The sequence below is a fragment of the Pseudomonas aylmerensis genome, assembly GCF_001702265.1.
GTDB lineage: Bacteria > Pseudomonadota > Gammaproteobacteria > Pseudomonadales > Pseudomonadaceae > Aquipseudomonas > Aquipseudomonas aylmerensis.
This window is the reverse complement of sequence record NZ_MAUE01000010.1, coordinates 56,353-70,410: the sequence shown is the minus strand read 5'-3', so window position 1 is coordinate 70,410 and position 14,058 is coordinate 56,353. Positions and strand designations below refer to the sequence as shown.

At 61.8% G+C, this 14,058-nt stretch carries 13 protein-coding genes; 8 read left to right on the top strand and 5 right to left on the bottom strand.

Going from position 1 to position 14,058, the window contains the following annotated elements:
* The first annotated feature begins 68 nt into the window (after positions 1-68).
* The gene (locus BBG20_RS06465) at positions 69-1,037 is read left to right on the top strand and encodes a LysR family transcriptional regulator (protein ID WP_065901431.1); all 969 of its coding nucleotides are present in this window, start codon (positions 69-71) and stop codon (positions 1,035-1,037) included.
* Positions 1,038-1,092: 55 nt separating this feature from the next.
* On the opposite strand, the gene BBG20_RS06460 is transcribed toward BBG20_RS06465, so the two are convergent.
* Both BBG20_RS06460 and BBG20_RS06455 read right to left on the bottom strand, forming a co-directional pair.
* Positions 1,093-1,500, bottom strand: a complete 408-nt coding sequence (locus BBG20_RS06460; RefSeq protein ID WP_010567536.1) for a PA2817 family protein — start codon at positions 1,498-1,500, stop codon at positions 1,093-1,095.
* Positions 1,501-1,575: 75 nt separating this feature from the next.
* Positions 1,576-4,023 (bottom strand): acyl-CoA dehydrogenase, encoded by a 2,448-nt coding sequence (locus tag BBG20_RS06455; RefSeq protein ID WP_065901428.1) that lies wholly within the window; start codon positions 4,021-4,023, stop codon positions 1,576-1,578.
* 191 nt (positions 4,024-4,214) lie between these two features.
* On the opposite strand from BBG20_RS06455, the gene BBG20_RS06450 reads away from it, so the two are divergent.
* The 4 genes from BBG20_RS06450 to BBG20_RS06435 all read left to right on the top strand — a co-directional run bounded on the left by BBG20_RS06450 (position 4,215) and on the right by BBG20_RS06435 (position 7,391).
* The gene (locus tag BBG20_RS06450; RefSeq protein WP_065901427.1) at positions 4,215-4,874 is read left to right on the top strand and encodes a transglutaminase-like domain-containing protein; all 660 of its coding nucleotides are present in this window, start codon (positions 4,215-4,217) and stop codon (positions 4,872-4,874) included.
* Between the two features lie 56 nt (positions 4,875-4,930).
* Positions 4,931-5,548 (top strand): glutathione S-transferase family protein, encoded by a 618-nt coding sequence (locus tag BBG20_RS06445; protein ID WP_065901424.1) that lies wholly within the window; start codon positions 4,931-4,933, stop codon positions 5,546-5,548.
* 134 nt (positions 5,549-5,682) lie between these two features.
* Entirely contained in the window at positions 5,683-6,615 is a 933-nt protein-coding gene (locus BBG20_RS06440) for an ABC transporter ATP-binding protein (protein ID WP_065901421.1), read from the top strand.
* The gene (locus BBG20_RS06435) at positions 6,612-7,391 is read left to right on the top strand and encodes an ABC transporter permease (protein ID WP_065901419.1); all 780 of its coding nucleotides are present in this window, start codon (positions 6,612-6,614) and stop codon (positions 7,389-7,391) included. Before BBG20_RS06440 ends, BBG20_RS06435 begins: the two co-directional genes overlap by 4 nt.
* A gap of 127 nt (positions 7,392-7,518) precedes the next feature.
* On the opposite strand, the gene BBG20_RS06430 is transcribed toward BBG20_RS06435, so the two are convergent.
* Complete coding sequence (locus BBG20_RS06430) at positions 7,519-8,058, bottom strand: TetR/AcrR family transcriptional regulator (RefSeq protein WP_065901416.1); 540 nt, start codon at positions 8,056-8,058, stop codon at positions 7,519-7,521.
* Between the two features lie 91 nt (positions 8,059-8,149).
* On the opposite strand from BBG20_RS06430, the gene BBG20_RS06425 reads away from it, so the two are divergent.
* The 3 genes from BBG20_RS06425 (at position 8,150) to BBG20_RS06415 (ending at position 12,539) form a co-directional block, all read left to right on the top strand.
* The gene (locus BBG20_RS06425; RefSeq protein ID WP_065901413.1) at positions 8,150-9,343 is read left to right on the top strand and encodes an MFS transporter; all 1,194 of its coding nucleotides are present in this window, start codon (positions 8,150-8,152) and stop codon (positions 9,341-9,343) included.
* A gap of 114 nt (positions 9,344-9,457) precedes the next feature.
* A complete protein-coding gene (locus tag BBG20_RS06420) occupies positions 9,458-10,606 on the top strand; it encodes a TDT family transporter (RefSeq protein ID WP_065901408.1) in 1,149 nt (382 codons plus the stop codon).
* Positions 10,607-10,664: 58 nt separating this feature from the next.
* Positions 10,665-12,539, top strand: a complete 1,875-nt coding sequence (locus tag BBG20_RS06415) for an MFS transporter (protein ID WP_065901399.1) — start codon at positions 10,665-10,667, stop codon at positions 12,537-12,539.
* Between the two features lie 52 nt (positions 12,540-12,591).
* Here the strand turns inward: BBG20_RS06415 and sugE are convergent, their stop codons facing one another.
* Together sugE and BBG20_RS06405 are read right to left on the bottom strand one after the other, a co-directional pair.
* Positions 12,592-12,906 carry a quaternary ammonium compound efflux SMR transporter SugE gene (gene sugE, locus BBG20_RS06410; RefSeq protein ID WP_003237114.1) on the bottom strand — a complete coding sequence of 105 codons (315 nt, stop codon included), beginning with the start codon at positions 12,904-12,906 and terminating at the stop codon, positions 12,592-12,594.
* Between the two features lie 107 nt (positions 12,907-13,013).
* Entirely contained in the window at positions 13,014-13,979 is a 966-nt protein-coding gene (locus BBG20_RS06405) for a bile acid:sodium symporter family protein (RefSeq protein ID WP_065901396.1), read from the bottom strand.
* Positions 13,980-14,058: the final 79 nt, after the last annotated feature.

Genomic DNA, 14,058 nt, shown 5'->3' with positions numbered 1-14,058 from the left:
TCTGCGAGCAGTATAAATAGTGCGTAGATGGGTGATAATCCGCTCAACTCTCAATGGACCTGTGCGCTATGAGCATCAATCTTCCCTTGCCGCTGCTGGGTGAAATGGCGATTTTCGTCAAGGTAGTGGAAGCCGGCAGCTTTTCCGAGGCGGCCCGGCAGATGGGGGCTTCGCCGTCTTCGGTGAGTCGCAGCATCTCGCACCTGGAAAAGGCCCTGGCCACCCGTTTGCTGCAACGCACTACGCGCAAACTGCGCCTGAGCGAGGGCGGGGAAGAGGTGTTCAAGCGTTGCCAGGAGATGGTCAACGCGGCGCGTTCGGTCATGGAGGTCAGCGGCCAGTTCACCCATGAGGCCGAAGGTCAGGTGCGGGTCAGTGTGCCCAAGGCGGTGGGGCGGTTTGTGGTGCACCCGCATATGCCGGAGTTTCTGCGGCGCTATCCCAAGGTCGATGTGCAACTGATCCTCGAGGACCGGCACGTGGACCTGATCGATGACAACGTGGACCTGAGCATCCGCATCACCGACAGCCCGCCGCCGGGGCTGGTCGGACGGCAGCTGTTGCCCATCGAGCACTTGTTGTGCGCGACCCCACAGTACCTGGCCGAGCACGGCACGCCGGGTCACCCCCAGGATTTGCTCGCACACAGCTGCATCTATCTGGGTGAAACGCCGGCGGACTCACGCTGGAAATTTCGCCAGGCGGGCAAGACGGTAACGGTAGGTGTGCACGGGCGTTATGCGGCGAACCACACCGGGGTACGCCTGGATGCGGTGTTGCAGCATGTGGGGATTGGCAGCCTGCCGTATTTCACCGCGCGGCATGCCTTGGAGGAGGGGCGCTTGGTGCATGTGTTGCCGGCATGGGACTTTATTGCGTCCTACCATGGCGAGGCGTGGTTGCTGCATTCGCCGACGCGGTACCTGTCGCCGAAGTTGCGGGTGTTTATCGACTATCTGGTGGAATGCATGGCGAAGGAGCCGACATTGCGCCGCCAACACCTGGTAGGAGCCGGGGCGCCGGCGATGAGCCCTTGAAGCCACCGCTGGACTCAAGGCCGCCATCACCGGCAAGGGAAATAGTGGGGGTTGATCAGTGCTTGCTCTGGTCCTGCGGCATGGCCAGCAGCTGCTTTTCCTGGTTCCAGTCGAACGGTTCGTCGTTCTGTTCGGCTTCGAAGCGACGCTCTTCCAGGGCCTGGTACAGGTCCAGTTCTTCGTCAGGCATGAAGTGCAGGCAGTCACCACCGAAGAACCACAGCAGGTCGCGCGGTACCAGGTGGGCAATCTGTGGGTAGCGCAGGATGACCTGGCTCATCAGGTCCTGGCCCAGGTACTGGCTTTCGATCGGGTCGATCGGCAGCAGGGCGCGCAATTCGTCGAAGCGCTCCAGGAACAGGGTGTGGCTTTCCTCGGGTACCTGTTCGGCTTCGCCGACGGCAACCAGGATGCTGCGCAAGTGGTCGAGCAAGACGAGATGATCGGCAACGACGTTGGACACGAGATAAGTCCTCTAAAGCAAAAACGGGCGCGAGAGTATATAGCCCTCGCGCCCGTATTTATATGACCGCTGGACTCAGCGGACTTTACCCTCGGTGTGTTCCAGCTCTTCCTTGCTGAAATCATCCACGTCGATCACCTTGCGCCGCGCCGCCTCGGCGTCACGCAAGGTCTGTGCTTCAGCCGGTTGCAGCACGCCGGCGTGCAATGCAGCGTCGATCGCATGTTCGCCGGCAGTCGGCTTGACCTGGCCGCTTTTGAGCGCGCTGTGCAGCTTTTTCTGCAGTGGGTGGCTGGCACCCAGCAGGTCGTAAGCATGTTGCAGGGCGCCCACCGGATCTTCCGCCGATTGTGGGCGGTAGCAGCCGGCCAGCAGTTCTTCCAGGGTCGGGTCGCCTTTGGCACGGCCAATCACCGCGGCCACTTCGGCATCCAGCGCGTCGGACGGCCCGGTATGGCGACGCCCGAACGGGAACACGATGACCCGCAGCAGGCAGCCCAGTACCTTGTTCGGGAAGTTGCTGAGCAGTTCATCCAGTGCGCGCTCCGACTCGCCGAGGCTTTCTTCCATGGCCCAGGCGAACAGCGGTTCCAGGTGATCCGGCGAATCCAGGTCGTGATAACGCTTGAGTGCTGCCGAGGCCAGGTACATGTGGCTCAGCACATCGCCCAGGCGCGCGGACAGGCGTTCGCGGCGCTTCAACTCGCCGCCGAGCAGCATCATGCTCAGGTCGGCGAGCAGGGCGAAGGCGGCAGCCTGGCGATTCAGGGCGCGGAAGTAACCTTGGCTGAGGCGGTTGCCCGGAGCTTTTTCGAAGTGGCCCACGCCCAGGTTCAGCACCAGGGTGCTGGCGGCGTTGCTCACGGCGAAACCGATATGCTGCATCAGCAGGCCGTCGAACTCCTTGAGTGCCTGGTCATGGTCTTCGCGACCGGCCAGGGCCATTTCCTTGAGCACGAACGGATGGCAGCGGATGGCGCCCTGGCCGAAGATCATCAGGTTGCGCGAGAGGATGTTCGCGCCTTCTACCGTGATGAAGATCGGCGCACCCTGCCAGCTGCGGCCCAGGTAGTTGTTGGGGCCCATGATGATGCCCTTGCCACCGTGCACATCCATGGCGTGGCTGATGCATTCACGACCGCGCTCGGTCAGGTGGTACTTGAGGATCGCCGACAGCACCGAGGGTTTTTCGCCCAGGTCGACGGCGTTGGCGGTGAGCATGCGCGCGCTGTCCATCAGCCAGGCGTTGCCGCCGATGCGCGCCAGGGCTTCCTGGATACCTTCGAAGGCCGACAGCGGCACGTTGAATTGCTCACGCACCTGGGCGTACTGGCCGGTGACCAGGCTGGTGAACTTGGCGGCGCCGGTGCCGACAGCGGGCAGGGAGATCGAACGGCCGACCGACAGGCAGTTCATCAACATCATCCAGCCCTTGCCGAGCATTTCCTGGCCACCAATGAGGAATTCCAGGGGGATGAACACGTCCTTGCCGGAGTTGGGGCCGTTCATGAAGGCAGCGCCCAGGGGCAGGTGGCGACGGCCGATTTCCACGCCGGGGGTGTCGGTGGGGATCAGCGCCAGGCTGATGCCCAGGTCTTCTTCCTCGCCCAGCAGGTGGTCCGGGTCATGTGCCTTGAAGGCCAGGCCGAGCAGGGTCGCGACCGGCCCCAGGGTGATGTAGCGTTTTTCCCAGTTGAGGCGCAGGCCGAGGGTTTCCTTGCCTTCCCATTCGCCTTTGCAGATCACGCCGGTGTCGGGCATGGCGCCGGCGTCGGAGCCGGCCAGCGGGCCGGTCAGGGCGAAGCAGGGGATGTCATCGCCGCGCGCCAGGCGCGGCAGGTAGTGGTTGCGTTGCTCATCGGTGCCGTAGTGCAGCAGCAATTCGGCCGGGCCGAGTGAGTTGGGCACCATCACGGTGGACGCCAGGTCGCCGCTGCGGGTGGCGAGTTTCATCGCGACTTGTGAGTGCGCATACGCGGAGAAGCCCTTGCCGCCGTATTCCTTGGGAATGATCAGGGCGAAGAAACCGTGGGTCTTGATGTGCTCCCAGGCAGCGGGCGGCAGGTCCATGGCCTGGCCGATTTCCCAGTCGCTGACCATGGCGCAGAGTTCTTCGGTCGGGCCGTCGATGAACGCTTGTTCTTCTTCGGTCAGTTGCGCCTTGGGATAGGCCAGCAACTTGTCCCAGTCCGGGCGACCGCTGAACAGTTCGCCGTCCCACCACACGGTGCCGGCGTCGATGGCATCGCGCTCGGTCTCGGACATCGGCGGCAGGACTTTCTGGAACCAGCTGAACAGCGGCTTGGTGAAGTATTGGCGGCGCAGGTCCGGTAGCAACAACGGCGCCGCGACGGCGGCCAGCAGCACCCAGAAGATCAGCAGCAACCAGCCGGGAGCGTGACTCCAGGCGCCCATCGCCAACAGGTAGACGGCGACCACGCCCAGGGCGGGCAGGGGCGCGGTGCGCCGGTGTGCCAGGTAGGCAATGCCGACCACCAGAACCAGTATCCACAACAACAGCATATTCAATCCTCCGTGAAACCAGGGGCGAAACCACCAACGAGCTTAGTCGGCATCCGAGCAAGCGGGGTGATCAGGGTGTAACGAGTTGTGCTGGAAGCACCCATCTTCAGGCGCCGACATTTGGCCGAATCGTCGTTATCTCTGTGGCGGACCTGTCGTTAAACTCAAGGCTTCCTTCGGAGATCAAGCTCATGGATACGTACCTGAGTCCCAGCCGCTTCATCGATAGTGACCACCCTGCGGTGGTGGAGTTCGCCGAAAAACATCGTGGTCCCAGCGCGGATTTAAGTGACCAGGCGGTCAGTCTTTATTACGCCGTACGTGAGGCGATTCGCTACAACCCCTACACCTTCAGTCGCGACCCAGGCACCCTGAGCGCCAGCCATGCCCTGGCCGCCGGCGAAAGCTACTGCGTGCCCAAGGCCACCTTGCTCGCTGCCTGTGCCCGCCACTGCGGGATCCCGGCACGCATCGGCCTGGCCGACGTGCGCAATCACCTGTCGACGCCACGCCTGATCGCGTTGCTCAAAAGCGATGTGTTCGCCATGCACGGCTACACCGAACTGTACCTGCGCGGTCGCTGGGTCAAGGCGACGCCGGCGTTCAACAGCCAGTTGTGCGAGTTGTTCGATGTGCCGCCGCTGGAGTTCGATGGCCTCCACGACAGTGTTTTCCATGCGTTCAATCGCCAGGGCCAGCGCTCGATGGAGTACGTGGTGGACCACGGGCAATTTCCCGACGTGCCCGAGGCATTTTTCTTCGCCCATATACAGCAGTGTTACCCGCACTTGTTTGCCGAGGACATGCCGACGTTGCTGGGCGATATGCAGAGTGATTTGAGCCGCGCGTGAACCGGCGTATGCTGCTGCGTTCATCTAGCCATGTTCATCAACAATAAGGCGCGGTCATGCTGAAAATCTGGGGTCGTAAAAATTCATCAAACGTCAGGAAGGCACTCTGGTGCGCCGAGGAACTCGGCCTGGACTATGAGGCAATTGATGCGGGCGGGGCTTTTGGTGTGGTCGACACGCCGCAATACCGGGCGTTGAACCCCAACGGCCGGGTGCCGATGATCGAAGACGGTGACTTCGTGTTGTGGGAATCCAACACCATCGTGCGTTATCTGTGTGCCCAGCAGGCATCCAGCTTGTATCCCACCGACCTGAAGGCGCGGGCCAACGCTGAAAAGTGGATGGACTGGACCACGTCGACCTTCGCCGACCCGTTCAGGACCGTGTTCTGGGGCGTGCTGCGCACCCCCGCGGACAAACAGAACTGGGACACCATCCACGCCGGGCGCAAGACCTGTATCGATGTGCTCAAGACCGTCGACCAGGCGCTCGCAGTGCAGCCGTATCTGTCGGGCAATGAAATCGGCATCGGCGATATTCCCCTGGGCAGCTTCATCTACGCCTGGTTTGAAATGCCCATCGAACGGCCTTCGATGCCCCACCTGGAGGCCTGGTACCAGCGCCTGCAGCAGCGTCCGGCCTACCGCAAGGCGGTCATGACTGCGTTGACTTAATACCCACTATTAATACGGGTGACTGTACTTGTGCGGCGCGGGCAAGCACCATGCTTGTCATGCGCCGCCGTTGAACTACGTGGGCTGCGCCCTCATCTATTGTTTCTATTCCCTTCTTTGGTGCGTAATCCGATATGAGTTCCGCTCTGTCCATCCGGCAGCTAACCAAAACCTACGGCAACGGTTTCCAGGCCCTGAGTGGTATCGATCTGGACGTTGCCGAGGGTGATTTCTTCGCCTTGCTCGGCCCCAACGGTGCCGGCAAATCCACCACCATCGGTATCCTCTCGACACTGGTCAACAAGACCAGCGGCACGGTGAATATCTTCGGGCATGACCTGGACAAATCCCCGGCGGCGCTCAAGCGTTCGATCGGCGTGGTGCCCCAGGAATTCAACTTCAACCAGTTTGAAAAGACCTTCGACATCGTCGTGACCCAGGCGGGTTACTACGGCATTCCGGCGAAAGTCGCCAAGGAACGTGCCGAGCAGTATCTGACCCAGTTGGGCCTGTGGGACAAGCGCGACGTGCCTTCGCGCTCGCTGTCCGGCGGCATGAAGCGGCGCCTGATGATCGCACGTGCGCTGGTGCATGAACCGCGCCTGCTGATCCTCGACGAGCCCACCGCTGGCGTGGACATCGAGCTGCGCCGTTCGATGTGGACCTTCCTCACCGAGCTGAACCAGAAGGGCATCACCATCATCCTCACCACCCACTACCTGGAAGAGGCTGAGCAGCTGTGCCGCAACATCGGCATCATCGACCACGGCACCATCGTCGAGAACACCAGCATGCGTAACCTGCTGGGCCAGTTGCATGTGGAGACTTTCCTGCTCGACCTGAAGAACAACCTGTCGGTCTCGCCGCAACTGCTCGGCTACCCGAGCCGCCTGGTGGACAGCCATACCCTGGAAGTCCAGGTGGACAAGGCCATGGGCATCACCGCGCTGTTCACCCAGTTGGCGGCCCAGAACATTGAAGTGCTGAGCCTGCGCAATAAAACCAATCGCCTCGAGGAGTTGTTCGTGTCCCTGGTGGAGAAAAATCTGGCGAAGGTGGCGGTATGAGTTCCGAACTGCAACCCAACATTGTCGCGCTGCAAACCATCGTCTACCGCGAAGTGAAGCGCTTTACCCGGATCTGGCCGCAGACCCTGCTGCCGCCGGCGATCACCATGGTCCTGTACTTCGTGATCTTCGGTAACCTGATCGGCCGGCAGATTGGCGACATGGGTGGCTTCACCTACATGGAGTACATCGTGCCGGGCCTGATCATGATGTCGGTGATCACCAACTCCTACGGTAACGTGGTCTCCAGCTTCTTCGGCAGCAAGTTCCAGCGCTCCATCGAGGAATTGATGGTCTCGCCGGTCTCGCCGCACACCATCCTGATCGGCTACACCCTGGGCGGCGTGCTGCGTGGCCTGATGGTCGGGGTGATTGTGACGCTGCTGTCGCTGTTTTTCACCCACCTGCAGGTACACCACCTCGGGGTCACCTTGCTGGTGGTGGTGCTGACCGCGACGATCTTCTCGCTGCTTGGCTTCATCAACGCGGTGTTTGCGCGCAACTTCGATGACATCTCGATCATCCCGACTTTCGTGCTGACACCGCTGACGTACTTGGGCGGGGTGTTCTACTCCATCACCTTGCTGCCGCCGTTCTGGCAGACCGTGTCGCTGGCCAACCCGGTGCTGCATATGGTCAACGCCTTCCGCTACGGCATCCTGGGCGTGTCGGACATCAAGATCAGCGTGGCGATCACCTTCATGCTCGTGGCGACCGTGGTGCTGTACATCGGTTGTGCGCGGTTGCTGGTGAGCGGGCGTGGGATGCGTACGTAACCTCGACGCGGTCAAAAATGTGGGAGCGGGCTTGCTCGCGAATGCAGTTTGTCAGTCGATCCATCTCTGACTGATCCACCGCATTCGCAAGCAAGCCCGCTCCCACATTGGTTTTTGCAGTGTGCCTTCAGGGTTTGAGTGCCAGCTCGATCAGGCCGTGCAGCTCTTGCACCGACAGCGGCGCGGATGAGAAGAGAATCCGAAACACCGTCGGCGCCGCCAGCAGATTGATCAAGTGGTCCACGCTCGGTGGCGATTGATCCGGATAGCGGTCGACAATCGCCTGCAACTGCCCACTCAAGATACTCACGCAGTAACCCGGCGTGATCATGCATTGCAGGTCGCGCATCATGTTGCGACCGGGCTCTGAACTCATTTCATCCAGGTATTGCTCGGCCCAGGCTTGCAGGTCGCCGCGCAGGCTGCCGGTGTCGGCGGGCGCGCTGTCGGGGCGCATGCGGGCCAGGGCCACGTCTGCGAGCAGCACCGACAAATCGCCCCAACGCCGGTAGATGGTCGAGGGCGTGACGCCCGCGCGCGCAGCAATCATCGGTACGGTGACGCTGGAGCGCTCATGGGTTTCCAGCAATTCACGCACTGCCGAATGGACCGATTCTTGTACCCGGGCACTGCGGCCCCCCGGGCGGAGGCCTTCTTTTATCGCCATGCTTGTGACCTTAACACAAAGAATTTGCTTTAAGCGCTGGCGAGTAGCACACTCCGCAAAAGCAAAATATTAGCTTTAGCGGAGCGTGCCCATGTCCAGCCCTATTTCCCATCGTTCCAGCCTGGTGTTCCTCGCGATCACCTTGCTGACGTTTCTCGCGGCCTCCAGTGCGCCGACGCCGTTGTACCACCTGTATCAGGAGGGCCTGCATTTTTCGGCGGGCATGCTCACGCTGATCTTCGGGGTCTACGCCTTGAGCCTCCTGGCGGCGCTGTTGACCGTCGGCTCGCTGTCAGATTACCTGGGGCGCAAACCGGTGATTTTTGCCGCGCTGATCCTGGATATGCTGGCGATGGTGCTGTTTATCAATGAAGACAGCGTCGCCTGGCTGATCGCCGCGCGCACCTTGCAGGGTTTCGCCACGGGCATGGCCACCGCAGTGTTGGGCGCCGCCTTGTTGGATACCGATCGCCAGCAAGGCCCGCTGGTCAACAGTGTGGCGCCTTTGCTGGGCATGGCCTGCGGCGCGATGGGCAGCAGTCTGTTGGTGGAGTTCGCGCCATTGCCGACCCAACTGATTTACTGGACATTGCTGGAATTGATGCTGTTGCAGGCCGTGTATGTCTGGCGCTTGCCGGAAAGCGTCAGTCGTATCCCCGGCGCGCTGGCGTCGCTGCGCCCCACCTTGCATGTACCGCCCCAGGCGCGCCGCGCTTTGTGGCTGTCGTTGCCGGTGGATGTGGCAGTGTGGGCGATGGGCGGCTTCTATCTCTCCCTGGCGCCTTCGCTGGTGCGCGCCGCTACCGGCTCGACTTCCAACCTGATCGGTGGCGGCCTGGTCGCCGTGCTGACCCTGAGCGGCGCGCTGATGATCTTCACCCTGCGCAATCGCCCGGCCGACAAGGTGCTGCGCCTCGGGGCCGGCTTGCTCGCCATCGGTGTGACGCTGATCCTCACCGCCGTGCACAGCGCCAGCCTGCCGCTGTTCTTCATCGCTACGCTGATCGCCGGCAGCGGTTTTGGCGCGGGCTTTCTCGGCGCCTTGCGCAGCGTGGTACCGCTGGCCTTGCCCCATGAGCGTGCGGGCCTGATGTCGGCATTCTATGTGTTGAGTTACCTGGCGTTCTGCTTGCCCTCGCTGCTGGCGGGCAACCTGATCCGCAGTTTCGGCCTGATTGCCACCACCGATGGCTACGGCGCGATCCTCATTCTGCTGGCGCTGGGCGCGTTGTTAGGGCTGCTGCTGCAGGACTCGGCGCGAGCCAGGGCCACGGCGGGCGAGTGAGTCCTGCTTTTATATTGGTAAAATAGATAACAGTTAGAGATATTACCCGTTATATAGATATTCGATCAGGTTCTATGATGGTCTCAACCTCATGCGAGGAAGAGGATTGCCATCATGACCTGCTCGACATCCATCAGTTACAAACCCTTCAGTCACCTGACCCGTCCCCGGGAAGTGATTCGCCAGTTCACCCCCAACTGGTTTGCCGCGACCATGGGCACCGGCGTGCTCGCGCTGGCCCTGGCGCAGCTGCCGGTCAACCTGCCTGGCCTGCATGCCATCGCCGAAGGGCTGTGGCTGGTGACCACCGGCCTGTTTGTGCTGTTCAGCCTGTTGTATGCGGCGCGCTGGGTGATGTTTTTCCACGAGGCGCGGCGTATTTTCGGGCACTCCACCGTCTCGATGTTCTTCGGCACCATTCCCATGGGCCTGGCCACGATTCTCAACGGGCTGCTGCTGTTCGGCCTGCCACGCTGGGGCAACGAGGTGATCTCGCTGGCTGAAGCGGTGTGGTGGCTGGATGTGGCGATGGCCCTGGCCTGCGGTGTGCTGATCCCGTTCATGATGTTCACCCGCCAGGAACACAGCATCGACCAGATGACAGCCGTGTGGCTGTTGCCGGTGGTGGCCGCCGAAGTCGCCGCCGCCAGCGGTGGCCTGCTCGCGCCGCACCTGGCCGACGCCCATTCGCAACTGGTGATGCTGGTGACCAGCTATGTGTTGTGGGCGTTCTCCCTGCCGGTCGCATTCAGCATCCTGACCATCCTGATGTTGCGCATGGCCCTGCACAAATTGCCCCACGCCAATATGGCTGCCTCGAGCTGGCTGGCCCTCGGCCCTATCGGCACCGGCGCCCTTGGCATGTTGCTGCTGGGGGGCGATGCGCCGGCGATCTTCGCGGCCAACGGCTTGCCGGGTGTGGGCGAGATGGCCAACGGCCTGGGCCTGGTGGCCGGCATTACCCTGTGGGGCTTCGGCCTGTGGTGGATGCTGATTGCGGTACTGATCACCCTGCGTTACCTGCGCGCCGGCATTCCGTTCAACCTGGGTTGGTGGGGGTTTACCTTTCCGCTGGGGGTGTATGCCTTGGCCACGCTGAAGTTGGCGAGCCTGTTGAACCTGGGGTTCTTCAGTGTGTTTGGTTGCGTGCTGGTGGTGGCATTGGCGCTGATGTGGCTGATCGTTGCTACGCGCACCGTGCAGGGCGCCTATAAAGGCGAGCTTTTTGTATCGCCGTGCATTGCAGGACTAGCGAATAAGTAAGCGGAGTTAGGTAAAGTCGTGGCCTGAATCTATAACAGGCCACGCAGGAACACGGACGATGAGCCACCCCTCGCAATTCACCTTGCTGCGCACACGGCGCTTCCTGCCGTTCTTCATCACCCAGTTGTTGGGCGCGTTCAACGACAACATCTTCAAGCAATCGCTGATCCTGGCCATTCTGTACAAGCTCACCATCGACGGCGATCGGGCCATCTGGGTCAACCTGTGTGCGCTGTTGTTCATCCTGCCGTTCTTTCTGTTCTCGGCGCTGGCCGGGCAGTTTGGCGAAAAATTCAACAAGGATGCGTTGATCCGCGCGATCAAGATCGGCGAGATCGTGATCATGGCCGTCGGCGCCACGGGTTTCCTGTTCAATCACCTGGAACTGATGCTGCTGGCGCTGTTTGCCATGGGCACGCACTCGGCGCTGTTCGGGCCGGTGAAGTACTCGATCATGCCCCAGGCGCTGCATGACGATGAGCTGGTGGGCGGCAACGGCCTGGTGGAAATGGGCACGTTCCTGGCGATTCTGGCCGGTACCATTGGTGCCGGGATCATGATGTCGTCCACCCATTACGCGCCGGTGGTGTCGGTGGCGATTGTCGGTGTGGCGGTACTCGGTTACCTCGCCAGCCGCAGCATCCCGCGCGCGGCGGCTTCGACCCCGCAGTTGCGGTTGAACTGGAATATCTTCAGCGAATCCTGGGCAACTTTGCGCCTCGGCCTGGGCCAGACCCCGGCAGTGTCGCGCTCGATCGTGGGCAACTCGTGGTTCTGGTTCGTCGGTGCGATTTACCTGACGCAGATTCCGGCCTACGCCAAGGAGTGGCTGTACGGCGACGAAACCGTGGTCACGCTGATCCTGACCGTGTTCTCGGTGGGCATCGCCCTCGGTTCGATGCTCTGTGAAAAACTCTCGGGCCGTAAGGTGGAAATTGGCCTGGTACCGTTCGGCTCGTTTGGCCTGACCGTGTTCGGCCTGTTGCTGTGGTGGCACTCCGGCGGCTTCCCACAGAATGTGCAGGCCAATGACTGGCTGGCGGTGTTGAGCTATGGGCAGGCCTGGTGGGTGTTGTTCGATATCCTCGGCCTGGGTGTGTTCGGCGGCTTTTACATCGTGCCGCTGTACGCGCTGATCCAGTCGCGTACCGCCGAGAATGAGCGGGCGCGGGTGATCGCCGCCAACAACATTCTCAACGCGCTGTTCATGGTGGTCTCGGCGATCGTGTCGATCCTGCTGCTGAGCGTGGCCAAGCTGTCGATCCCCGAACTGTTCCTGGTGGTGTCGCTGCTCAACATCGCGGTCAACACCTACATCTTCAGGATCGTCCCCGAGTTCACCATGCGGTTCATGATCTGGCTGCTCAGCCATTCCATGTACCGCGTGGAGCATCGCAACCTTGATCTGATTCCGGACGAGGGCGCGGCGTTGCTGGTGTGCAACCACGTCTCGTTTGTCGATGCACTGTTGATCGGCGGCGCGGTACGTCGGCCGATTCGCTTTGTCATGTACTACAAGATCTACCGCTTGCCGGTGCTGAACTTTATCTTTCGCACGGCCGGGGCGATTCCGATCGCCGGGCGCAACGAAGATATCCAGATCTACGAAAAGGCCTTCACGCGGTTTGCGCAGTACCTGCAGGACGGGGAGTTGGTGTGCATTTTCCCGGAAGGCAAATTGACCAGCGACGGTGAGATGAATGAGTTCCGTGGTGGCGTGACGCGCATTCTGGAAGAGACGCCAGTGCCGGTGATTCCGATGGCGCTGCAGGGGTTGTGGGGGAGTTTCTTCAGCCGCGATCCGAACAAGGGCTGGTTCCATCGCATCTGGTCGCGGGTGGTGTTGGTGGCAGGTGAGCCGGTATCGGTCGAGTCGGCGACGCCGGCGCAGTTGCAGGAGAAGGTCACGCAACTGCGCGGCACGGTCCTGTAGGAACACGGCTTGCCGGCGATGGCGCCCGTTCAGGCGCTATCGCCGCAAGGGGTCATGTGCTGATCTTGAGACCAATCAGTCCGCAGATGATCAACGCCACGCTGGCCAGTCGGAACAGCGCCATGGATTCCCCGAACAGGATAATCCCGGCGATCACCGTGCCCACCGCACCCACGCCGGTCCAGATGGCGTAGGCGGTGCCCAATGGCAGTTCCTTCATGGCCAGGCCCAGCAGGCCGAGGCTGATGGCCATGGCGGCAATGGTCAGGGCGGTCGGCAGTGGCTTGCTGAAACCGTCGGTGTACTTCAAGCCGACGGCCCAGCCGACTTCAAACAAACCGGCAAAAAACAGAATGATCCAGGACATGATGACCTCGCTTTTATAGGCGGGGTCGTCCCCGGAGTATGCGCCTCGATAGCGTCGCGGGGTCGTCCCCGCGAAGCTCGGTAGAGTGCCGAAAATTGATCAGGCGATCAAGTTTGCGGCGTGTTCTCCAGCGCGCGGCGGTCTTCCTTCTCGCTCATGCGGCGGAAATACGTCGAGAGCAATGCCCCGGAAATATTGTGCCAGACGCTGAACAGCGCGCTCGGTACCGCCGCCAACGGCGAAAAGTGTGCGCTGGCCAATGCAGCGCCCAGCCCGGAATTCTGCATGCCGACTTCCAGCGCCAACGACTTGCGTTGCGCCAATGGCAGTTTGAACAGGCGACCGGTGAAGTAGCCCAGCAGGTAACCGAAGCTGTTGTGCAGCATCACTACTGCCATGATCAGCAGGCCCGACTCGGCGATCTTCGCCTGGCTGGCCGCCACCACTGCCGCGACGATGATCACGATGCTCACCACCGACACCAGCGGCAGCACCTCTACGGCGTGGCGCACCCGCTCGCCGAGCAGGCGTTGCGCGACCACACCGAGTACGATCGGCAGCAGCACCACTTGCAGGATCGACCAGAACAACTCCATGAACGACACCGGCAGCCAGGCCGACGCCAACAGCCAGATCAGCGCCGGCGTGAGCAGCGGGGCGAGGAGGGTGGTGACGGCGGCGATGGCCACCGACAGCGCCAGGTCGCCACGAGCCAGCCAGGTCATCACGTTGGACGAAGTGCCGCTCGGGCAGCAGCCGACCAGGATCACGCCGACGGCAATTTCCGGTGGCAGGTGGAAAGCCTGGCACAGCAGCCAGGCCACGCCCGGCATGATTACAAAGTGCGCGACCACGCCCAGTGCCACGCGCCATGGGTGTCGTGCGACCTCGGCGAAGTCTTCGAGTTTGAGGGTCAGCCCCATGCCGAACATCACCAGGCCCAGCAGCGGGACGATGGCGCTTTTCAGGCCAATGAACCAGCTGGGTTCGAGGAAGGCCACGACGGCGAAAATCAACACCCAGTAGGCGAAGGTGTTGCCGACGAAGCGGCTCAAGGCAGCGAGTGCGCGCATGGGGATGTCCTTGTTATTAGAAGTCGGAAGTACAAATGCGATCAGACGTGGGAGCGGGCTTGCTCGCGAAGGCGGTGTG